Here is a 21,321-nt window from a genome sequence, read left to right on the forward strand (position 1 = left end):
CTCTCCTTAGCTGAGAGGTTTTTTTATTTAACTAGGAGGTTATAACAATGAGCGGAATTATAGCGACGTATTTAATCCATGACGATTCACTTAACTTAGACAAAAAGGCTGAACAAATTGCACTCGGTTTAACAATTGGCTCTTGGACTCATTTGCCACATTTATTACAAGAACAATTAAAACAACATAAAGGCAACGTCATTCATATTGAGGAATTAGATGAACAAGAACATATCAATTCGTATCTACGCAAAAAAGTAAAACGTGGGATTATTAAAATCGAATACCCATTATTAAATTTCAGTCCAGATTTACCAGCGATTTTAACAACTACATTCGGAAAGTTATCACTTGATGGCGAAGTGAAATTAATTGACTTAACGTTTTCAGACGAATTAAAAAAGCACTTCCCTGGTCCAAAATTCGGTATAGACGGTATTCGAAATCGTGTACAAGTGTATAACCGTCCCCTTTTAATGAGCATTTTCAAAGGAATGATTGGACGAAATATTGGATACTTAAAAACTCAATTACGCGATCAAGCAATTGGTGGTGTGGATATCGTAAAAGATGATGAAATTTTATTCGAGAACTCCTTAACACCACTTGCGAAGCGAATTGTATCTGGAAAAGAAGTTTTACAATCCGTATATGAAACATACGGCCATAAAACATTATATGCCGTAAATTTAACAGGGCGAACTTTCGACTTAAAAGAAAATGCGAAACGCGCAGTGCAGGCTGGTGCTGATATTCTATTATTTAATGTATTTGCTTACGGACTAGATGTACTACAATCACTGGCAGAAGATGATGAAATCCCAGTTCCTATTATGGCACACCCTGCTGTAAGTGGTGCTTATTCAGCATCCAAGCTATATGGGGTCTCATCTCCATTATTACTTGGAAAGCTACTACGTTATGCTGGTGCTGATTTTTCTTTATTCCCGTCTCCATACGGAAGTGTTGCGTTAGAAAAGGAAGATGCTTTCAACATTTCAAACTATCTAACTGAAGACGATGCGTTTTTCAAGAAAAGTTTCTCTGTCCCATCTGCTGGCATTCATCCTGGTTTCGTTCCCTTTATTCTACGAGACTTCGGTAAAGATGTTGTTATTAATGCGGGCGGCGGCATACATGGGCATCCGTATGGGGCGCAAGGTGGTGGAAAGGCTTTCCGCACTGCAATTGATGCTACTTTGCAAGGTAATCTACTCCATGAAGTAGATGACATAAATTTGCATAGCGCACTACAAATATGGGGAAATCCCTCTTATGAGGTGAAATTATGAGTATTCAAGTATTTTGTGATTTCGATGGTACGATTACAAATAACGATAACATTATGTCGATTATGGAAAAATTCGCACCACCAGAAGCAGAAGAAATAAAGCAAAGAATTTTATCACAAGAGCTTTCTATTCAAGAAGGTGTTTCTCAATTATTTCAATTGCTACCTACTAATTTGCATGATGATATAATTCAATTTTTAAAAGAAACTGCCGAAATTCGTAGTGGCTTTCGTGAATTTATACAATTTGTAAATGAAAATAATATTTCTTTTTACGTTGTATCAGGTGGAATGGATTTCTTCGTCTATCCACTCTTACAAGGAATCATTCCAAAAGAGCAAATTTACTGTAATGAAACAGACTTTTCAAATGAATACATTACAGTTAAGTGGCCTAACCCTTGTGATCATTACTGTCAAAATCATTGTGGATTATGTAAATCATCTTTAATCCGCAAATTAAGTGATACAAATAATTTCCATATTGTAATCGGAGATTCTATTACTGATTTACAAGCTGCGAAACAAGCAGATAAAGTATTCGCTCGCGATTTCCTTATTACAAAGTGTAAAGAAAATCATATTGTTTATACACCGTTTGAAACATTTCACGATGTTCAAGCTGAATTAAAACATTTGTTGGAGGTGAAATCATGAAACAACTGTTTCGTCAATGGTATGACTTAAGCGAGATTAAAAAAGAATTAACAACTCGAAATTGGTTTCCAGCAACAAGTGGCAATATTTCTATAAAAGTTAGTCATGAGCCGCTTACTTTCCTTATTACAGCAAGCGGTAAAGATAAAACAAAAACCACTCCAGATGATTTTCTATTAGTAGATCATGCAGGAGTTCCTGTTTTAGAGACTGAATTACGCCCTTCAGCAGAAACAATATTGCATACACATATTTATAACAATACGAATGCCGGGTGCGTACTTCATGTTCATACAACGGATAACAATGTCATCACAAATTTGTATAGCGATACAGTCACCCTTCAAAATCAAGAAATCATTAAAGCTCTTGATATTTGGGAGGAAGGTGCAACAATTCACATTCCTATTATCGAAAACCATGCTCATATCCCAACACTTGGGGAGAACTTCCGAAAACATATACAAGGAGATTCGGGAGCAGTATTAATTCGAAATCACGGCATCACTGTATGGGGCCGTGATAGCTTTGATGCAAAGAAAAGATTAGAAGCTTATGAGTTTTTATTCCAATTTCATATAAAACTATTATCAATTCAAGGAGGCGTTTCTAATGGCGCAAATTCGTATTCATGAAGTAAATACTCGCATTGAGAATGAAGTGGAAGTATCAAAATTTCTACAAGAGGAAGGCGTTTTATATGAGAAATGGAATATTTCTAAACTTCCTACTCATTTAAATGAAAATTATTCGTTAACAGATGATAACAAAGCTGAAATATTAACTGTTTTTTCAAAAGAAATCGCTGATGTTTCAGCACGCCGAGGTTATAAAGCGCATGATGTAATTTCACTTTCAAGTAGCACACCTAACCTTGACGAATTATTAATTAATTTCCAAAAAGAACACCATCATACTGATGATGAAGTTCGCTTTATTGTCAGTGGCCATGGCATCTTTGCTATTGAAGGCAAAGATGGAAAATTCTTTGACGTTGAACTTGAGCCAGGCGACCTAATCTCTGTTCCTGAAAATGCAAGACATTATTTTACTTTGCAGGATGATCGTCAAGTTGTAGCTATTCGTATTTTTGTTACAACTGAAGGCTGGGTTCCAATCTATTAAGGTAGCCAGTTGAATAAAAGGACTTGGACCCCCTTTTCCAACCTTTTATTCACTCTACATATATACATCCTCCTATGGAACAGGCTTATTTCAAAAAATGAAATAGGCCTGATTTTTTATTTATTCAAAGCATCTTTCCTCTTCTTCCAAGAAACAATCTATCCACTCGATTTTTCAAGTGTATTTCTCAACCCTTTTTGAACTTTTTTTGAATTTTTTCTGAAAATTCTGTTTTATATATGATATACTACAACTAATAAGAAGGAAAATAATATTGCAAACAGAGGGGGATAATCATGAGTTTACTTATCGCACTTATACTAGGAGTTTTATGCGGAGCTATTCCTGTTATTTTAGGAGCTATTATGGAAGAGTTAGAAGTTGGTGTTTTAGGTTTTGTCGCCTCTTGTGTAAGCGCTTTATTTTTTGGTTTATACGGCGCTATTCCTGTTGCTATTCTGTGCGCATTTTATATATTACGCCACGCTCGCTCAAAACAATTTGGCGCTAACCACATGGCGCAAGTTATCCCGTTCCCGGTTGAACGGTGCCGTCGAGCTTCTAGCTTATAATTATAAAAATGAAATATATTTACCTAAATAAATAAAAGTCCTCAAATGAGGACTTTTATTTATTTTCTTCTAGAAATTGAAACAATTCTTGTAGATGTAACGCATCTTCACTATAGCTAACAGACACATGACATATATCGTCAATCTCAGCTTGCATATAAAGATCCACTCCATCACGATCATATTTTAATGCCAAGTAAAACTCCATTTCTTCTAACATCTTTTTTGAAGTTCGAATGACATAATGCCCTTTCTCATCTCTTCCATATTCAAAGTTTGGTTCAAAATCATATTTTTGTTTAAAGGCTTCCTTTTGTTTTTCATTGATTTGTATACAAGTTGCTCGCTGCACAGCATCAATCATCTCATCAAACTTTTGGAGATCCATCTCATTTACCCCCTTATATACTTTTTATATAACACTTGTGTTCCGCTATTTTCTTCTCCATCCATAATTAACTCTTCATACAATTCTTTCGCCAAGCTTAAACCTGGTACTGGTAATTGTAATTTTTCAGCCTCATCTAAAGCGATTTTCATATCTTTCATAAAATGCTTTACGTAAAACCCTGGCTCAAAGTCTCCTTTTAACATTCGAGGAGCTAAATTATTTAATGACCAACTACCTGCTGCACCTGTTGAAATACTCTCTAATACTTTATCTGGATTTAGTCCAGCCTTTTTCGCGTAAGCAACAGCTTCACATACTCCAATCATGTTGGATGCAATTGCAATTTGATTGCACATTTTCGTATGTTGTCCACTCCCAGCTGGTCCTTGTAACTGAATATTTGTTCCTAGTTTTTCAAATAACGGTAAACATCTATCATATATGTCTTTCTCTCCACCGACCATAATTGCAAGTCTTGCTTCTTTAGCACCAACATCTCCTCCAGATACTGGGGCATCTAACGTAAATACATTCTTTCTTTTACCAACTTCATTTATACGTTTTGCCAATGTTGGTGTAGATGTCGTAAAATCAATGGCTATCGTGCCTTCATTTGCATTCTCTATAATCCCTTCACTTCCAAAGTACACTTCTTCAACATCATGTGGATATCCAACCATAGTCATTACAACATCTACTTGCTTCACTAACTCTTTCGGTGTATCACACCAATTTGCACCATCTTGTACTAAAGAATCTGTCTTCGCTTTCGTTCTATTATATACATATACTTTATGACCTTCTTGCATTAAATGACGAACCATACTTTTTCCCATTACACCAATACCGATGAAACCTATTGATAAAATTTTGTTTTCCATATTCTCATCCCCTTTGTTCTAATAAATCATTTACCATCTTTCGAAACTCATTATTAAAATCATCATCCATACTATTTTTCACATTTGAAAATAAAATAACAAAAGTCCCTTTTTCTTTATTAAAATTATTGAAAGTGTTCCAACCAGATAGTACACCATGATTATGAAAATAATCTGGGTATATATAAAAACTAAATGCATATTTCCGTTCTTCTGAAGGTGAAAACATCGCTTGCATACTTTGTTCAGAAAGAAGTTTCCCATTTATAATTGCTTCGTCTAATTTCTTCATATCTCCAACTGTCGTATACATCTCGCCGCAACCGTATAACCAATCCATTGACAATTTTTGTGCAGGTTCAAGTACATTATCTTTCTTAACGTACCCTTTAGTAAAATGCTGATCTCCCGGAGCCATATTTCCCATACCAGATTCGTGCATTTCTGCTTTAATAAATATATTTTCTTTTATGTAATCTCCTAACGTTTTTTTTGATATGCTTTCTATAATATAAGCAAGCACCATATAATTATAATCTGTATATCTCCAACCTGCTCCTGGTGGAAACTCTACTTTTTGACTCCCAATCCAATTTACTAAGTTTATACGAGAAGCCGCATTCACTTTTCCTTTGCCGCTTTCCGGTAAACCCGATGTATGCGTTAATAAATGATATAAAGTGATATTTTTATCTGCTGGAAATGAAGGAATATATGTATTTACATTTTCCTGAATGTTTAATTTCCCTTGTTCTTGTAGCTGTAAAATAGATGTAGCAACTACTGTTTTCGTAATAGAACCGATACGATATTTTGTTTGAGGTGTATTTTCTATTTTATTTTGAACATCAGCATATCCATATCCTTTATTCAATATAACACGCTCTTTATCAGTCACCAAAACTGTCCCATTAAATTGCTTTCCTACTAAATATTGATCTAATTTTTGAGATATACTAGCATAATCAATTTGTCTCTCTTCTTTTTCTTCTATATTATCTTGCACTTCTGACCCAATAGCCGGGGCCACATTAGTAGTTAACACTGTTTGTTCCATTACACTGGGAGCATAGAAAGCATAGTATACTCCGCCGCAAACAACAGTACATAGTGAAGCAACTACTATTATTTTTTTTATCATATTGTTCCTCCATAATTACTTCATTACATATGGTCTCCCTACTACTATTATCAGGCAATAAAAAAAATCGCAACAATTAGTTGCGAAAAATCACATTTTTTCTTTTCTATATATACATACCTGATTTTTCCCATTTTTTTTCGCTTCATATAATGCAATGTCCGCTCGCTGCATTAATTCTTCTCTTGTAATTCCTTTCTCATATAACGCTACTCCAAAACTCGCTGTTAATTTCGAAATTCCAGAGAATTGTTTTGTTTCAATAAAAAAGCGCAATGATTCTGCAACTTGAAATGCTTCTTTTTCTACTGTATTTGTCACTAATATAATAAATTCTTCTCCTCCCCATCTTGCAAATACATGTTGTTGCTCTACTTTAGACTTCATAAGTTCTGCAAGTTGTATTAATGCTAAGTCTCCAAAATCATGACCATATGTGTCATTTACTGTTTTAAAATTATCTATATCAAATAATATAATTGCCATTTTTTCATCGTTACGTATTACATTATCCCACTCTACCTCTAATATTTGTTGGAACTTCAAACGATTATAAATCTCTGTCAATGAATCTATCATGGCAAGTCTTTCTTGTTCTTGATAGATTTCATCTAATTCTGTAATCTCTGTACACTTTACAATAAATCTCGATAAATCTTCTGGTAACGGCGTCGCACGTAATAAAAAAGTTGATACAATTCCTTCATAATTAGACATCTTAATTCTTCTATCATATGATAATGTATCATCTAACCATGTTATATCATGAGTCGTCGAATAATATCCATTTTCTCTAATAAAATGTTCGGCAAACACTAAATGTTGCTCACGATAATCAAACAAATTTTCATATCCAAAAAACTCTAAAAAATTCGTATTACAATCAACAATCTCATCATCTTCTACTATAAATAATAGATCATTGTGAAAATCAAACATCATCTGCAGTAGTTCTTGTTGCAAACTTACTTGCCGCACTAAAGAAAGTTGATACAAACTTTTATTTACTTCTTCTAAAACTACTTGTGGAGTTACTGGTGCTATCACAATATTACGTATTCCTAACGTAAGCACCTCTGTAAACTCATTTGTTATTTGTTGATCCCAAATGACAATGAATGTACTATGTGGATTATACATATTCTTTATATATTTTATTTGAGAAAAATCTGTTACATACATAATTACAATATGCGGTTTAGTCTTATGAAACAATAGTTCTCCTTCTTCAAAACTATTTGCTATAAACATGCATTTGGGATGAATATTTTCAATCGTTTGTTGATGTGTGCATCCATTTTCTATATAAAGGACATTTAACTTAAGATCTTGTAATACATTTTGGAAAACCGTATTCTCTAATAAAAAATGTAGTATGTTCATCACTAGTCTTCACTCACTTCATATATCTTGTTCTACAGAATTCCTCACAAACGTTTTATAAATAGCTATTCCCAAAAACTTTAATGCGTGAGGGATACATAGTAACAAGCTAATTGAGAATGTAATCTTCGCTTTTTCACTCTATAAATTCCTTTTTTAGTGTATGATTATAGGAATTGTATCGTTTGTATGAATGCCCTAGCTTACTCTTTAAAACTTGACAATTAAAATAAAGATATTATATTCTTAAACTCGACAACTTACAAAATGTAAGTAGAAGATATTACATTTATTTTTAAATAATTTGATATGTAATTTGGAGGATATATAATGACAAACGATAACTTTTTTAACGTTCTATATGAACGCACGTCTACACGTGCATTCAACCCAGACAAAGAAATTTCATCGACAGAATTACATGAAATTTTAAAAGCAGCTGCACAAGCACCTTCTGCTTGGAACCTGCAACACTGGAAATTCCTTGTTTTCCAAGGAGAAGATGTACAAAAACGATTACATCCAATTGCTTATAACCAACAACAAATTCTCGATGCTTCTGCAGTAGTCGCTGTTTTAGGTGATTTAGAAGCTTATAAAAATGTTGAACCCGTTTATGGTCCAATTGTTGAACAAGGCTTTATGAAAGAAGAAGCAAAAGAGCGCTTAGCTAAAAACATTGAATCTGCATATACTCGTGAACAATTCCCAAGAGATGCTGCTTTTTCAAATGCATCTTTAGCAGCAATGCAACTTATGCTTGCAGCTAAAGCAACTGGCTGGGACACTTGCGCTATCGGTGGTTTCAATCCACAAGCACTTACAGAAGAATTCAATGTTTCATCTCGATACGTACCAATTATGCTTATTACAATTGGTGAATCAACTTTAAAAGGCCACCCTGCACCACGAATGAGCGTAGAGCAAGTGAGTGAATGGGCAAAATAGTAAAAACGAAGGTAATTTCATTACCTTCGTTTTTTTATACTCTGTCACACATCCGTAATATTACAATGTGTTATTCGATATCTACAGATAGATAAACAGTACAGTTTATGTTAATTCCATAAACAAATATGACGTTTTGTGTCGAAATTTGTTAAAACATCGAAATATAACCGTGTATTTTTGTTACAATTATGATACAATGATAACAAATAGATAACAAGAGAGGGATTTTCATTGAGTTCATACGGAAGCTTTATCGCACTTTTAAGTTACATAGTAACTGTACTACTTCTATATTTTATTGGCGATGCTGCAAACATATCAGTGTTACAATTCCCAAAAGAAGAAGCGTTCCAATTAGACGCAGAAAAACATACTGCGCGATCCATTGCACCATTACTCTTAGCTCTCCCAGTATATATCATTGTTTTATATAAAAGTAAAAAAGTGTAAAGCCTACCTATTTCATTCATTTTGGTGGTCTTTACACTTTTTTGTGATATTTCCCCTATTTTAAACATCATTCCGTACTAAACACCCAGCTAGTCTTTTAAAATGAGAAAATACCCTAGAAAAAATTCCACGCTCTGTCCAGTCACTAACTACCGAACTTACATAGATTATAAGTGTGAAGGGGGTGATGAGGATTATGTTTGGATCATTTGGATGCTGTGATAACTTTAGAGACTGTCATCATCGTGAAAGAGAGTGTGACCATCGCGACCATCGTGAGAAAGAGAGAGAGGTAAAACCACAACAACCAGCTGTATGTAACGTACTTGCTAGCATTTCAGTTGGAACAGAGCTTTCTCTTTTAAGCATTAGAGGTAATGGTACTTTCAACAATGTAATTTTTGAAGGTTTCGCTAACGGTGTTGCTCTTTTCTCTGCTTTAGCTCGTAATAACAAAGACGACAAAGATAACAATAAAGACGATAAGAACAATCAAAATCGAAATACTTTTACTGGTATTTTACGTGTATGCCCAACTGATATCGTTGCAATCGCTATCTAATTCTGTCTCTTATCCTCGATAGTAAGCAAATAAGATTTACTTTTCTCATAGAAAAAACCTGAGACCGATTTCAAATCGACTCAGGTTTTTTTATTGATTATATGCTTTTAACTAATTCAACAACTTCTTCAGCAGTTGACATTGTTAATGCTTTTTCTGCTAATGTTTCCATTTCTGCTTTTGACAACTTGCTTAGTTGTGTTCTTGCAGGAAGGATAGATGTTGCACTCATACTGAACTCATCTAAGCCTAATCCTAATAATAATGGGATAGCAAGTGAATCTCCCGCCATCTCACCACACATACCAGCCCATTTGCCCTCTTTATGAGCAGCATCGATAACCATTTTTACAAGACGTAAAATAGATGGGTTATATGGTTGATATAAGTAAGCTACACGTTCGTTCATACGGTCTGCAGCCATTGTGTATTGGATTAAGTCATTTGTTCCGATAGAGAAGAAATCAACTTCTTTTGCGAATTGATCTGCTAATACTGCTGAAGCTGGAATTTCAACCATCATACCCACTTCAATAGAATCAGAAACAGTTGTACCCGCTTCTACAAGCTTTGCTTTCTCTTCTAATAAAATCGCTTTCGCTTGACGGAACTCATCAAGAGTTGCAATCATTGGGAACATAATTTTTAAGTTACCGTATACGCTAGCACGAAGTAATGCACGAAGTTGTGTACGGAACACATCTTGCTCATCAAGACATAAGCGAATTGCACGGTATCCTAAGAATGGGTTCATTTCTTTTGGTAAATGTAAGTATGGAAGCTCTTTATCTCCACCGATGTCAAGTGTACGAACAACAACAGGTTGACCTTCTTTTACACCTTCAAGAACTGCTTTATACGCCTCGAACTGCTCTTCTTCTGTTGGAAGATTGTCACGGCCCATGTATAAGAATTCTGTACGGTATAAACCAACGCCTTCTCCGCCATTATCGATAATACCTTGTACATCATTTGGTGTTCCGATATTAGCAACAAGCTCAACGTGATGTCCATCGCTCGTTACAGTAGCTTGGTCTTTTAATTTTGCCCATATTGCTTTTTGCTCTTCAAATTTCGCTTTCTTTTCTTCAAAAGAACGAAGAGTTTCTTCCGATGGGTTTACAATTACTTCTCCATCTAAACCGTCAATGATTACGATATCGCCATTTTGGATTTTCTCCATAACAACTTTCGTACCAACAACTGCAGGAATTTCCATAGAACGAGCCATAATTGCAGAGTGAGATGTACGTCCACCGATATCAGTCGTGAAACCTTTTGCATACTTACGGTTTAACTGAGCTGTATCAGATGGTGTTAAATCTTCAGCAATAATGATTACTTCTTCAGAAATTGTACCAGGGTTTGAGAAGTTAATTCCTAGTAAATGTGCAAGAACGCGTTTTGTTACGTCACGAATGTCCGCAGCACGTTCTTTCATATATTCGTTATCCATGTTTTCAAACATAGAAATAAACATTGATGCAACTTCATCCATTGCAAATTCAGCATTTACTTTTTCGCTATTTACTTTATCTTTTACCGGGTTTACTAGTTCTGGATCATTTAATACTAATAAATGTGCTTCAAAGATCGCAGCTTTATCAGCACCCAGCTCAGCAAAAGCGTGGTCCTTAATTGCTTCTAATTCAGTTTTTGCTTTCTCAAGCGCAGCGTCTAAGCGTGCAATTTCAGCAGCTTCGTTTGTAATTGATTTCTTTTCAATGTTAAATTCAGGATTCTCAAGTCTGAAAGCCTTTGCAATAGCAATCCCACTTGATGCAGCGATCCCTTGAATATTAAGAGTCATTATTCTCCTAATCCTTCGTTTTTCATAGTTTCTTCGATAGCTGCTAGTGCTTGAGCTGCATCATCACCATTTGCAGTGATTTTAATTTCTGCGTTTTGTTGAATGCCTAAAGACATAACGCCCATGATTGATTTTAAGTTAACGTTTTTTCCGTTATACTCTAAGTTAATGTCAGAACCAAATTTGCTTGCAGTGTTTACAAGTAGTGTTGCTGGACGTGCATGAATTCCTGAGTCGCTTGTTACTTTAAAGATTTTTTCCATGATAATTTATCTCCTTTAAATTACAGTTTTTTTTAGTTGTATAGACGTGAGTACTACATCATCTATTGTATATAATAGGCGATGTTCGGTCAACCACATCGCCTATTATAATTATAAACATTTTGCGTCAAATTCCTACTGAATGTCAATAATAGCGTTTTCGCCCTTCTTAACATTTCCATCTTTTTTCAATTCGACTTGTTGCCCTTGTTGTAAATTTGTAAATACAATTGGCGTAATAATAGATGGTGCATTTTCTTTTATGAATGTAAGATCTACTTTTAATAATGGTTGTCCTTGTTTCACTTTGTCGCCTTGCGCTACAAGTGCCTCAAATCCTTCACCATTTAATTTTACAGTATCAATACCAAAGTGAATTAATATCTCTTTTCCACCCTCAGATTGAATACCAATCGCATGCTTTGTAGGGAATACATTGACGATCTCACCATTAACTGGAGAAACTACTGTTCCTTCTGTTGGCTCGATTGCAAATCCGTCTCCCATCATTTTTCCTGAGAATACTTGATCAGGTACTTCTGTAATCGGTAAGATTTTCCCTTCAATTGGTGATACGATTGTTTCATTTTCATCAACTTTTTGAGGAGTTTCTTCTACCTTTACAGGCTCTTCTTTTTCAACATGAGGTGTACGACCTGACATAATATCATGAATTTGTGATTTTAATGTGTCAGATTTTGGTCCGAAAATAGCTTGAATGTTATTTCCAACTTCAAGTACACCAGCCGCTCCAAGTTCTTTTAAGCGGTCTTTGTTTACATTCTTTTGTTCGTTAACTTGAACACGTAAACGAGTAATACAAGCATCTAAAGAAGCAATGTTTTCTTTACCACCAAGTGCTACTAATACTTCTCGAGGAAGTTCACCTGCTTCTGTTTTTCCTGCGCCGTCATTCGCATTTGCTACTTCACGACCAGGTGTTTTTAAATTCCATTTACGGATTGCAAAGCGGAATCCGAAGTAGTAAATAACTGCTAGTACAAGACCAACAATAATTACCCACCACCATGCTGTACGGCCTGGTAATACACCGAATAACATAAAGTCGATTAAACCACCAGAGAATGTCATACCAATTTTAACACCTAAAATTTGCATTGTCATAAATGATAGACCAGCAAATACAGCGTGAATTCCGAATAATACTGGTGCTACGAATAAGAATGAAAATTCAAGTGGTTCTGTAATACCTGTTAAGAAAGATGTTAATGCAGCAGAACCTAAAATACCAGCTGCTAATTTTTTATTTTCTGGACGTGCTTCATGGTACATTGCTAAAGCTGCTGCTGGAAGACCGAACATCATGAACGGATACTTACCAGTTGTAAATGTACCTGCTGTTAATTCTACACCATCTTTTAACTGTGCCATAAAGATTTTTTGGTCACCGCGGATTAATTCGCCAGCCGCATTTGTGTACTGACCAAATTCGAACCAGAACGGTGAATAGAAAATGTGATGTAATCCAAATGGAATTAATGAACGTTCAATTAAACCAAAAATAAATGCTGCTAACGTTCTATTCGCATCAATCATTTGATGTGAGAACGTATTTAAGCCACCTTGAATGTATGGCCAAATGAAGCACATGATAATACCTACTACTAAAGAGAATGTTGCAGTTGCGATCGGTACGAAACGCTTACCTGCAAAGAAACCTAGGTATGAAGGTAATTCAATATTGAAGTATTTATTATAGCAATATGCCGCTACTATACCGACGATAATACCACCAAATACTCCTGTTTGTAGCGTTGGAATTCCTAATACATTCGCATATGCTGGATCTGCAAATCCAATTTTCACTGGGTCTGCTCCAGAACTTGTTACTTTTACTAACTTATCTACTTCTAAGAACACACTCATCGTTTTGTTCATAATTAGGTAGCCAACGAATGCTGCTAAACCAGCTACTCCGTCTCCACCTGCTAAACCAATTGCTACCCCAACTGCGAATAATAATGCAAGGTTAGCGAAAATAATATCACCAGATTGTTCCATAATTTTTGCAACCATTACGAACCAATCTGCTTTTAAAGCAGGAATAACATTTGTTAACTGTGGATTTTGAAATGCATTACCAAATCCAAGTAAAATACCTGCTGCCGGTAAAATCGCTACTGGAAGCATTAACGCTTTCCCGACTTTTTGAAGAACACCAAAGATCTTCTTAAACATGGAAACCCTTCCTCTCTTATCTATATTGATACCTTCCGACAAACGCCAAAAAGGCATGAGGAAAAAAAGATAGAACGATAGCTATACAAAGGGTAGTATATCCCTTTCTCTAGCTTACATTCCTGGCTTTTCTCCACTCATGCCTGATCGAATCAGTAACACGTGTCAAAAATAGGTTTACGTATAAGTTCACTATAATTAAGGCAAACGTTTTCGTTACTTACCTTAATGTGTTTGTCGAAATTTGTATAACTTTGCAATAGTTATTATACATAACTATTGTAAGCGATTCAATGATTTTTTTTAACGTTTTCATTTTAGACAAAAATATATGTCTTTTTACACATGCTCCGCTTTCACTAATCGTTGCAAGTGCATTGTTAAATAAATACTTTCAGCTTCATATACAGGCAATTGCAATTCTTTTTGCATGACCTTAACCAGCTTCCAGGCTAAATTATAACAGACGGGATATTCTGCCTTTAATAAATCAGCAAAGCTTTGTGATTCCTCAACTTTTTCTCCCTTTTTCACCCGTTCAATAGCATATTGTAAATGACGAATAAGGCGCAAATAGTGAATACTTTCTTGGTCTAATGTAATTTGTAAGCTTGTTTCAATTAAAGATACAAGTTGTGCAATGAGACGGGAGTTTTGATTAACTGAAGATAAATCTGAATTTGTAAGTGAACTGTAAATATGGAGTGCAATAAAACCAATTTCTCCTTCTGGCAATGTAATTTGCAAACGAGAATTTAAAAGGTCTACAACACCTTCAGCAATTTCGTATTCTTCTGGATACAGCATTTTCGTTTCAACCAGAAAAGGATTATCTATTGTAAGTCCTTGTTTTAACCGCTTAACTGCAAAAGAAATATGATCTGTTAAAGCGATGTGAATATGTTCATTTAATGGCGATTTTGCCTTTTCTTGAATGTAGAACATAATGTCATTCATTAATTCAATTAATTTTTCACTCACATGCGGCACTAACAGTTTGTATTGTTCTCGATCACGTTCATTTTTTAAAACAAACATTTTTTCAATTTGTACTTGCTCCAATACATCTTTCGCTTTTTTTCCAAATCCAATTCCTTTACCAATCACTACTACTTCCTCGTGTTCAGGATGGCTAGCAATGATGACATTATTATTTAAAACTTTTTTAATTTCTAGATAATTACTCATATAACACCACCCTCGTACTTAAATAGCCTGCTTTTATGTTACAGAATATTCTTCTTTGTCGTCAATGTAAAACATCTACCATTTAATAAAAATTCATTTTTTAGACATGTTTGTATATGATGCGTATAATGTAAGGGCAACTGTACATAGAAAGGAGATTGCAACATGATTAAAATGTTTGTAAGTGATATTGATGGAACAATGATGCAACACGGAGGTTTTATCGACGAACAAGATATTATCGCTTTGCGCAGCTTAGCTGAACAAAATGTAATTCTTTGTTTCGCTTCTGGAAGACTTGATAATGAAATTGCAGACTTAATGAGAGCGGTTAATACAAATTTCCATCGCATTAGTGTAAATGGTGTTTTTGTATATACACATGAAAATAAGAAGCTATTATCTGCAACTTTCGATTCCAGCATTCTTCCAGATTTGTTAGCTATGACAAATGAAGACCCTTATTTCCGTTATGTAAGTGATGAACATAGCTACTACATTGAAGAAAAAACACCGTTTATTCATGAACTTGAACAACAAGTAACGATGACTTCTGTTGAAGAACCTAATCTATTACAGAAAATTGATGATACAATTTTTCCAAATAAAATTTCTGTCGGTGGAACGAAGGAAAGCTTACAACTCCTTCAGAAAAAAATTGATGAAAAATTTCATGGGAAAGTTAGCACCTTCATTTCAGCAGAACAATGTTTAGATGTAATGCCACCTAATATTAGTAAAGGTTTTGCTATTTCTATTTTATTAAAAGAATTTCAAATACAACCAGAGGAAATTGCTTGCATAGGGGATTCTTATAATGATATTCCAATGTTCTCTTTAACTCCTCACAGTTTTGCTATGTCTCAAGCAGATGACGCAGTAAAAGAGCACGCTCACTATGTAGTAAATACGGTTAAAGATGCTGTTAACCACGTAATTACTCATAATAAAAATACGACTCACTCCTTATAAGGATGAGTCGTATTTTTATTTCTTTACATGTTAAACACTTTAAAATTTACTGTACTTTACAAACTGAAATATATTATTTGTTACGTGCGATGTTTGTAATAAATTTATAACGATCCCCACGATAAATACATTTCACATACTCTAACGGTATCTCACCTTCTGAATATGACCATTGGCGCATTACAAGCACAGGCGCCTTTTTAGGAATATGCAGATGTTCAGCTTCATTATCCGTTGCAATGGAAGCTTCAATTGATTGAGTAGCGCTAACAAGCTTAAAGCCCAGTTTTTTCTCTAAATGTTCATATAAAGATTGTTGCAATATTTCTTCGTTAATATCTTTTACAAGAGCTGGCGACAAATATGTCGTCTCAAAAGCAATCGGTTCATCATCAGCTAAGCGAATACGCCTCACTTCATAAACCGACTCCCCCTCCTGTATTCTCAACCGGTCTGCTATTTTCGCAGTAGCTGGAACTAGGCGGAAACTAAGTAATTGACTACTTGGGTTCATCCCGCGAGAAATCATATCTTCTGTGAATCCCGTCATTCCTTGCAATTTTTGTTCCACTTTCGGAAGTTGGACAAACGTTCCAATTCCACGTTTCCGATATAAATAGCCTTGTTCCACTAAATTATTAATCGCCTGTCTGATTGTCATACGACTCACTTCGAACTTATCACAAAGTTCATTCTCAGATGGGATTTTGTCTCCCGGCTTCCATTCGCCGTCCTCAATTAGCTGTTTCACCCACTCTTGAATCTGATAATAGATCGGAAATGGTGAATACTTGTCGATGTTCATCAGCAATCGCCTCACTGCATAAAGATAGAGCTTCTTGATCAGCGATTACGGTTACATTCGGATGACGTTGTAAAACTGTAGCAGGACACGCTTCACTATATTCACCTTGCAATAACTCTTTAAGTGCTTCTGCCTTTTTAGGCCCCATAGCAACAAGTAGAATTTGTTTTGCTTTCATAATGCTTCCAATTCCCATTGTAATCGCATGAGTTGGCACATCTTCTTCTTTTTCGAAGAAACGAAGGTTTGCTTGGCGTGTAGATTCTGTTAATTCAACAATGTTAGTTGGAGAATTAAATGCTGTTCCTGGCTCGTTAAATCCGATGTGACCGTTTTCACCGATTCCAAGAATCTGTAGGTCAACTGGGTTAGCAGCTAGAATGCTCTCGTAACGTGTGCACTCTTCCTCTAAATCACTTGCCATCCCGTTTGGTACATAAGTTTGTTTAAATGGAAGATAATCAAACAACTGTTCTTGCATGAAATAGTGATAGCTGTTTTTATCTTCGTGTGGTAAATTTACGTACTCATCTAAGTTTACAGTGGTTGCATGACTTGTATCAAGTTTATTTTTTCGCATTTCTGCATAAATACCTAATGGAGAGCTTCCTGTAGCCATTCCTAATGTTGGATTTTCTTTTGATTTTACAACTTCTTCAATTAATTTATAACCCGCTTCTGCTAATTCTTCTGGAGTTTTTACAACAAGAATATTCATTTAATTACTTCCCTTCCTTCATATGAATTCCTAAACGAACGGTATCATATACATGTAAATTTTCAGTCATCACAACAAAGTCTGCATCTTTCCCTACCGCTAACGCACCTTTATTATTTAATCCAAACTCTTCTGCCTGGTTAACTGATGTCATACGTACTGCGTCTTCGATTGAACATCCTGTAAATTCAATTACATTTCGGAAAGCTTGATCCATTTTTAGAATACTACCAGCTAACGTTCCATCTTCTAATCGAGCACTACCATCTTTTACATGTACTGGCTGTCCGCCAAGTTCATATAATCCATCTTCAAGACCTTTTGCTCGCATTGCGTCAGTAATGACACTTACTTTTTTCGGTCCTTTTAATTTATATGCTAATTTCACCATATCAGGGTGAATATGAATGCCATCTGTAATTACTTCAACCATTACATCTGGATTTAATAACACATGACCAACAACTCCTGGTTCACGGTGATGTAATCCACGCATTTGATTGTACAAATGTGTTGCATGTGTAATGTTTCTATTTTTTAGTTGCGCATCAATTGCATCTGTATGCCCCATTGTGCCAACAACACCAGTTTCAGCAAGATACTGTTCAAACTCTAATGCTCCTTCTTCCTCTGGTGCATATGTTACTAACTTAATTAAATTACCGCTTGCTTCCTGCCATTGTTTAAACTGTTCAATATTCGCAGGAACGATATGTTCTAGTGGTTGTGCACCTGCACGTTTTTTTGAAACATACGGTCCTTCTAAATGAATATATTCGAAATGTGCTCCTTTTTCTTTCGCTTCCTTTGCAGCACTTAGTGCCGCTTCTATCGCTTCTGGAGCTTGTGTCATTGTTGTCGGGAAGTAAGTTGTAACCCCTTCTTTTAACATTTCTTTACCTAGAGTTACTAATCCATCGCTATTTGCATCCATCGCATCAATATCGTATCCACCATGAATATGAACATCAATCATACCTGGAATTACAATCTTCCCTGTAGCATCAATAACAGTTTCATCTTCTTGTGGTACATATTGAGCCATCAAACCAATTTCTTTAATTGTTTCTGCGTAACGAATAAATCCGTTTTCCACTACTTCTTGACCTGTGTAAATTTTGGCATTGATGACAATTTGCGTTTTCATTTTCATCGACCCTTTCCCATGAACTTTCCTACTTGTTCTTATTACCTTATTCGCCTAATTCCATCTTAATATACGCACGAGTAGTTGTCTATACATTCTAATGAAATTTCCATTTTGTTTAACGAAACATATATTATAATTACGTCTCTCGTAATTATAATATATGTTATTCATTTTTTCCAAAAAGGGACGGTCTCCATCTCTAATGTATGAATTACTTCAATAATGGCATGAATCCACTAGACCCTATCATAATATGTTCCCCATCTGTATTCACTTCTACAGTGCGTTTATTTGTTCCATATATCATTATACCGTGCCGTTTCAATCTCCTTACTACACTTTGGTGAGGATGGCCATACGGATTGCTACTCCCATACGAAAGAATAGCGAACTGTGGTTCTACTTTTTTTATAAACGTTTCACTTGTTGAAGTATATGAGCCATGATGCCCAACTTTTAATATATCTGCATGTACATCAAATTGCTTTAATATCTCATGTTCCGTCCGTACATCAGCATCGCCCATCAATAAAAAGTCAGCCTTTCCATATCGAACCTTTAAAACAATTGAGGATTCATTATTTTCATCTTTCGATTTCCCATTGTTTAATACCTGTATAGAAACATGTGGATCTAGCGGTATATATTGTCCTTCCTTTACCGAAACAAAAGGTATTCCCCTTTTCTTAATATTATTTCGATACGTATGATATGTAAAAGAGCTATATGTTTTTCCACTATCTAGTATAAGTGAGACCGGCATTTGCTCTACAATCGGAATTAGTCCACCAATATGATCCATATCAGGATGCGTACTGACAATAACATCTAAATGGTTTATCCCTTTTTCGATTAGTTTTTGAATAATAACCTCTCCTGCTTCATAAGGTCCTCCATCAATTAACATTGTTTGTCCATTTGGCAATACAATAAGTGTTGCATCACCTTGTCCAACTTTTAAAAAGTTCACTTGCATTTTACTAAGATGTTGCCGCTGCATATGTAAAGGAGACGTAGCATGAATAGACATCATATATCTTTTAGCCGAGGTACTATTTAAAGAAAAACATAATAAAACAGAAATTAACAACAAAATACTTCGTATACCCTTCATAACTCGTCTCCTTTTTTTCACTTAGTATGGCACGGGATATAATTGATATACAAAAAAAGCTTAGCAAAATGCTAAGCTTTTATTTTGATATTTCTTGTAAAGAACCGAAGAATAAATCTGCTTCATTCATTTGTTCACTCTCTTCAGAAAGTAGCGGTAAATCATCTAATGTTTTCAATCCAAATGTGTCCAAAAATTCTTTTGTCGTTCCATATAAAATAGGACGCCCTGGACCTTCTGCTCGGCCAGTTTCTTTTATAAGTAAGTGTGAAACTAACGTTTGTAGTGCCTTGTCCGTTTTTACCCCTCGAATCTCTTCCATTTCTGTCCTTGTAATCGGTTGACGATATGCAACGATCGCTAACGTTTCAAGAGCAGCTTGAGAGAGTGAGGCAGCTGTTGGCATATCTATTAATTTCTGATAGTACGAAGCATGTTCTTTCTTTGTAGCAAAGCGATATACTTTTGCATATTGTACAATTTGCAAACCGCGATGTGCACCTTCATATTCTTTTTGCATTTCTTCTAAAATATCTATTACTTCATTCACTTCAATTTCAAGAACTTTCGCTATTTGTTCTGGATAAATCCCTTCATCACCAGAAACAAACAAAAGCCCTTCAATGATTGATTTTTGTTCTTTTCTATCCATTGTCCGAGCTCCTTCCTCCTATTTTCTCATTAAAAATACACATCAAAAAACCGAATCACAATCAATGCGTTCGGTTCAATATTTCTTTTCTTGTTCCAAACGATTCATTAAAACGTAACATGAGATAAACTGTTTCTCTATCCCATTTCCCATACAAGCTCTATGCGGATTTATTAGAACTCGATACAAAAATTTCATCAAAATTATGTTCTTGTTCTATGCTAATTTGTTGTTTTTTCATAAGCTCAAGAACCGCTAAAAATGTTACAACCATTATTTCACGTTCTTCATCAGCAAACAAATCATAAAAACTTTGACGGCCACCTTTTATTTCTAACTGTTTTAGAATATCAGCCATTCGTTGTTCAATTGGTATTTCTTGACGAGTAACTCGTGCTGTTACAGGTTTCTTTGCTTTTTTACGGCGCATTAATTTTTGAAATGCCGCTAGCATATCATATAACGTAACATCAAGAGGTAAGCTTGTCTCCTCTTCTTGTTGCAACGATGCAAAATCAATTGGCGGACGTGTATATAGCTGTGCTCTTTCTTGTTCTCTTTCTTTTAACTCAGTAGCAACTTGCTTATATTTCTTATATTCAATTAACCTCTCCATCAATTCTTGACGAGGGTCATCAATAAAGTCATCACCATTATCAAGTACATCTTCTTCATGTTTCGGCAACAACATTTTACTTTTAATTTGCAATAACGTTGCAGCCATTACTAAATACTCACTTGCAACATCTAATTGTAGTTCTTTCATCGTATGGACATAAGACAAATATTGTTCTGTAATATCCGCTACAGGAATATTATATATATCAATTTCATAACGATGTATTAAATGTAACAATAGATCTAAAGGCCCTTCAAAAGCCTCTACTTTAAAATTATACTGCACAAAGCATCCCACCACATTTTTTCTATAACAACATAAGTATAGAGCATACTCATGTTCTATCCAACCTTTTTAAGAAATTTAATTAAAAATAGACCTATGCCTATGTCATCATGCCCACAGCTTCATATGATAACAGTGTAGT

At 35.1% G+C, this 21,321-nt stretch carries 23 protein-coding genes; 9 read left to right on the plus strand and 14 right to left on the minus strand.

What is annotated here, in order from left to right; translation table 11 throughout:
- Positions 1-47: 47 nt before the first annotated feature.
- The 5 genes from mtnW (at position 48) to G9F74_RS01985 (ending at position 3,645) form a co-directional block, all read left to right on the plus strand.
- Positions 48-1,292 (plus strand): 2,3-diketo-5-methylthiopentyl-1-phosphate enolase, encoded by a 1,245-nt coding sequence (gene mtnW, locus G9F74_RS01965; protein WP_000014210.1) that lies wholly within the window; start codon positions 48-50, stop codon positions 1,290-1,292.
- Positions 1,289-1,948, plus strand: a complete 660-nt coding sequence (locus G9F74_RS01970; RefSeq protein WP_000027454.1) for a 2-hydroxy-3-keto-5-methylthiopentenyl-1-phosphate phosphatase — start codon at positions 1,289-1,291, stop codon at positions 1,946-1,948. The genes mtnW and G9F74_RS01970 overlap by 4 nt, the downstream gene beginning before the upstream one ends.
- Positions 1,945-2,583: a methylthioribulose 1-phosphate dehydratase gene (locus G9F74_RS01975; protein WP_000811318.1), complete on the plus strand. Its 639-nt coding sequence runs from the start codon at positions 1,945-1,947 to the stop codon at positions 2,581-2,583. The genes G9F74_RS01970 and G9F74_RS01975 overlap by 4 nt, the downstream gene beginning before the upstream one ends.
- The gene (locus tag G9F74_RS01980; protein ID WP_000057312.1) at positions 2,561-3,073 is read left to right on the plus strand and encodes a 1,2-dihydroxy-3-keto-5-methylthiopentene dioxygenase; all 513 of its coding nucleotides are present in this window, start codon (positions 2,561-2,563) and stop codon (positions 3,071-3,073) included. Before G9F74_RS01975 ends, G9F74_RS01980 begins: the two co-directional genes overlap by 23 nt.
- Before the next feature lie 296 nt (positions 3,074-3,369).
- The gene (locus tag G9F74_RS01985; protein WP_000054649.1) at positions 3,370-3,645 is read left to right on the plus strand and encodes a hypothetical protein; all 276 of its coding nucleotides are present in this window, start codon (positions 3,370-3,372) and stop codon (positions 3,643-3,645) included.
- 55 nt (positions 3,646-3,700) lie between these two features.
- Here the strand turns inward: G9F74_RS01985 and G9F74_RS01990 are convergent, their stop codons facing one another.
- From G9F74_RS01990 to G9F74_RS02005, 4 genes are all read right to left on the minus strand, one after another.
- Positions 3,701-4,033, minus strand: a complete 333-nt coding sequence (locus G9F74_RS01990; protein ID WP_000365606.1) for a DUF3909 family protein — start codon at positions 4,031-4,033, stop codon at positions 3,701-3,703.
- Between the two features lie 5 nt (positions 4,034-4,038).
- Positions 4,039-4,917: an NAD(P)-dependent oxidoreductase gene (locus G9F74_RS01995; RefSeq protein ID WP_000428222.1), complete on the minus strand. Its 879-nt coding sequence runs from the start codon at positions 4,915-4,917 to the stop codon at positions 4,039-4,041.
- A 4-nt stretch (positions 4,918-4,921) separates the two neighbouring features.
- The gene (locus tag G9F74_RS02000) at positions 4,922-6,058 is read right to left on the minus strand and encodes a serine hydrolase domain-containing protein (protein ID WP_000591854.1); all 1,137 of its coding nucleotides are present in this window, start codon (positions 6,056-6,058) and stop codon (positions 4,922-4,924) included.
- Between the two features lie 90 nt (positions 6,059-6,148).
- On the minus strand, positions 6,149-7,441 hold the full coding sequence (locus G9F74_RS02005) for a GGDEF domain-containing protein (protein ID WP_001023176.1): 1,293 nt from the start codon (positions 7,439-7,441) through the stop codon (positions 6,149-6,151).
- A gap of 330 nt (positions 7,442-7,771) precedes the next feature.
- On the opposite strand from G9F74_RS02005, the gene G9F74_RS02010 reads away from it, so the two are divergent.
- The 3 genes from G9F74_RS02010 to G9F74_RS02020 all read left to right on the plus strand — a co-directional run bounded on the left by G9F74_RS02010 (position 7,772) and on the right by G9F74_RS02020 (position 9,404).
- A complete protein-coding gene (locus tag G9F74_RS02010; protein ID WP_000180374.1) occupies positions 7,772-8,389 on the plus strand; it encodes a nitroreductase family protein in 618 nt (205 codons plus the stop codon).
- A 234-nt stretch (positions 8,390-8,623) separates the two neighbouring features.
- Positions 8,624-8,842, plus strand: coding sequence for a hypothetical protein (locus G9F74_RS02015; protein ID WP_000100489.1), 219 nt, complete (start codon positions 8,624-8,626; stop codon positions 8,840-8,842).
- A gap of 196 nt (positions 8,843-9,038) precedes the next feature.
- Complete coding sequence (locus G9F74_RS02020) at positions 9,039-9,404, plus strand: DUF3915 domain-containing protein (RefSeq protein ID WP_000468033.1); 366 nt, start codon at positions 9,039-9,041, stop codon at positions 9,402-9,404.
- A gap of 97 nt (positions 9,405-9,501) precedes the next feature.
- On the opposite strand, the gene ptsP is transcribed toward G9F74_RS02020, so the two are convergent.
- The 4 genes from ptsP to glcT all read right to left on the minus strand — a co-directional run bounded on the left by ptsP (position 9,502) and on the right by glcT (position 14,864).
- Entirely contained in the window at positions 9,502-11,214 is a 1,713-nt protein-coding gene (gene ptsP, locus G9F74_RS02025) for a phosphoenolpyruvate--protein phosphotransferase (RefSeq protein ID WP_000174209.1), read from the minus strand.
- On the minus strand, positions 11,214-11,477 hold the full coding sequence (gene ptsH, locus G9F74_RS02030; protein WP_000411080.1) for a phosphocarrier protein HPr: 264 nt from the start codon (positions 11,475-11,477) through the stop codon (positions 11,214-11,216). The genes ptsP and ptsH overlap by 1 nt, the downstream gene beginning before the upstream one ends.
- Positions 11,478-11,612: 135 nt before the next feature.
- Positions 11,613-13,676 (minus strand): PTS glucose transporter subunit IIABC, encoded by a 2,064-nt coding sequence (gene ptsG, locus G9F74_RS02035; protein ID WP_000473188.1) that lies wholly within the window; start codon positions 13,674-13,676, stop codon positions 11,613-11,615.
- A 339-nt stretch (positions 13,677-14,015) separates the two neighbouring features.
- Entirely contained in the window at positions 14,016-14,864 is an 849-nt protein-coding gene (glcT, locus tag G9F74_RS02040; RefSeq protein WP_000073870.1) for a glucose PTS transporter transcription antiterminator GlcT, read from the minus strand.
- Positions 14,865-15,029: 165 nt separating this feature from the next.
- On the opposite strand from glcT, the gene G9F74_RS02045 reads away from it, so the two are divergent.
- Positions 15,030-15,836, plus strand: coding sequence for a Cof-type HAD-IIB family hydrolase (locus tag G9F74_RS02045; protein ID WP_016109054.1), 807 nt, complete (start codon positions 15,030-15,032; stop codon positions 15,834-15,836).
- Between the two features lie 73 nt (positions 15,837-15,909).
- On the opposite strand, the gene phnF is transcribed toward G9F74_RS02045, so the two are convergent.
- The 6 genes from phnF to scpA form a co-directional block, all read right to left on the minus strand.
- Entirely contained in the window at positions 15,910-16,641 is a 732-nt protein-coding gene (gene phnF / locus G9F74_RS02050; protein WP_073990542.1) for a phosphonate metabolism transcriptional regulator PhnF, read from the minus strand.
- Positions 16,571-17,359, minus strand: a complete 789-nt coding sequence (nagB, locus tag G9F74_RS02055; protein WP_001024199.1) for a glucosamine-6-phosphate deaminase — start codon at positions 17,357-17,359, stop codon at positions 16,571-16,573. Before nagB ends, phnF begins: the two co-directional genes overlap by 71 nt.
- Positions 17,360-17,363: 4 nt before the next feature.
- Positions 17,364-18,506: an N-acetylglucosamine-6-phosphate deacetylase gene (nagA, locus tag G9F74_RS02060; RefSeq protein WP_000856952.1), complete on the minus strand. Its 1,143-nt coding sequence runs from the start codon at positions 18,504-18,506 to the stop codon at positions 17,364-17,366.
- A gap of 214 nt (positions 18,507-18,720) precedes the next feature.
- Positions 18,721-19,623 carry a ComEC/Rec2 family competence protein gene (locus tag G9F74_RS02065; protein WP_000676376.1) on the minus strand — a complete coding sequence of 301 codons (903 nt, stop codon included), beginning with the start codon at positions 19,621-19,623 and terminating at the stop codon, positions 18,721-18,723.
- A gap of 79 nt (positions 19,624-19,702) precedes the next feature.
- The gene (gene scpB / locus G9F74_RS02070; protein ID WP_016109055.1) at positions 19,703-20,275 is read right to left on the minus strand and encodes a segregation/condensation protein ScpB; all 573 of its coding nucleotides are present in this window, start codon (positions 20,273-20,275) and stop codon (positions 19,703-19,705) included.
- Positions 20,276-20,435: 160 nt separating this feature from the next.
- Positions 20,436-21,179 carry a segregation/condensation protein A gene (scpA, locus tag G9F74_RS02075; RefSeq protein ID WP_016109056.1) on the minus strand — a complete coding sequence of 248 codons (744 nt, stop codon included), beginning with the start codon at positions 21,177-21,179 and terminating at the stop codon, positions 20,436-20,438.
- Positions 21,180-21,321 lie beyond the last annotated feature (142 nt).

This window comes from Bacillus sp. EKM202B (genome assembly GCF_011066025.1).
Classification (GTDB): domain Bacteria; phylum Bacillota; class Bacilli; order Bacillales; family Bacillaceae_G; genus Bacillus_A; species Bacillus_A toyonensis.

Excerpts from the sequence above, each read along its gene's own strand:
- mtnW (WP_000014210.1), top strand. The coding sequence starts at position 48 with ATGAGCGGAATTATAGCGACGTATTTAATCCATGACGATTCACTTAAC.
- G9F74_RS01970 (WP_000027454.1), top strand. The coding sequence starts at position 1,289 with ATGAGTATTCAAGTATTTTGTGATTTCGATGGTACGATTACAAATAAC.
- G9F74_RS01975 (WP_000811318.1), top strand. The coding sequence starts at position 1,945 with ATGAAACAACTGTTTCGTCAATGGTATGACTTAAGCGAGATTAAAAAA.
- G9F74_RS01980 (WP_000057312.1), top strand. The coding sequence starts at position 2,561 with ATGGCGCAAATTCGTATTCATGAAGTAAATACTCGCATTGAGAATGAA.
- G9F74_RS01985 (WP_000054649.1), top strand. The coding sequence starts at position 3,370 with ATGAGTTTACTTATCGCACTTATACTAGGAGTTTTATGCGGAGCTATT.
- G9F74_RS01990 (WP_000365606.1), bottom strand. The coding sequence starts at position 4,033 with ATGGATCTCCAAAAGTTTGATGAGATGATTGATGCTGTGCAGCGAGCA.
- G9F74_RS01995 (WP_000428222.1), bottom strand. The coding sequence starts at position 4,917 with ATGGAAAACAAAATTTTATCAATAGGTTTCATCGGTATTGGTGTAATG.
- G9F74_RS02000 (WP_000591854.1), bottom strand. The coding sequence starts at position 6,058 with ATGATAAAAAAAATAATAGTAGTTGCTTCACTATGTACTGTTGTTTGC.
- G9F74_RS02005 (WP_001023176.1), bottom strand. The coding sequence starts at position 7,441 with ATGAACATACTACATTTTTTATTAGAGAATACGGTTTTCCAAAATGTA.
- G9F74_RS02010 (WP_000180374.1), top strand. The coding sequence starts at position 7,772 with ATGACAAACGATAACTTTTTTAACGTTCTATATGAACGCACGTCTACA.
- G9F74_RS02020 (WP_000468033.1), top strand. The coding sequence starts at position 9,039 with ATGTTTGGATCATTTGGATGCTGTGATAACTTTAGAGACTGTCATCAT.
- ptsP (WP_000174209.1), bottom strand. The coding sequence starts at position 11,214 with ATGACTCTTAATATTCAAGGGATCGCTGCATCAAGTGGGATTGCTATT.
- ptsH (WP_000411080.1), bottom strand. The coding sequence starts at position 11,477 with ATGGAAAAAATCTTTAAAGTAACAAGCGACTCAGGAATTCATGCACGT.
- ptsG (WP_000473188.1), bottom strand. The coding sequence starts at position 13,676 with ATGTTTAAGAAGATCTTTGGTGTTCTTCAAAAAGTCGGGAAAGCGTTA.
- glcT (WP_000073870.1), bottom strand. The coding sequence starts at position 14,864 with ATGAGTAATTATCTAGAAATTAAAAAAGTTTTAAATAATAATGTCATC.
- G9F74_RS02045 (WP_016109054.1), top strand. The coding sequence starts at position 15,030 with ATGATTAAAATGTTTGTAAGTGATATTGATGGAACAATGATGCAACAC.
- phnF (WP_073990542.1), bottom strand. The coding sequence starts at position 16,641 with ATGAACATCGACAAGTATTCACCATTTCCGATCTATTATCAGATTCAA.
- nagB (WP_001024199.1), bottom strand. The coding sequence starts at position 17,359 with ATGAATATTCTTGTTGTAAAAACTCCAGAAGAATTAGCAGAAGCGGGT.
- nagA (WP_000856952.1), bottom strand. The coding sequence starts at position 18,506 with ATGAAAACGCAAATTGTCATCAATGCCAAAATTTACACAGGTCAAGAA.
- G9F74_RS02065 (WP_000676376.1), bottom strand. The coding sequence starts at position 19,623 with ATGAAGGGTATACGAAGTATTTTGTTGTTAATTTCTGTTTTATTATGT.
- scpB (WP_016109055.1), bottom strand. The coding sequence starts at position 20,275 with ATGGATAGAAAAGAACAAAAATCAATCATTGAAGGGCTTTTGTTTGTT.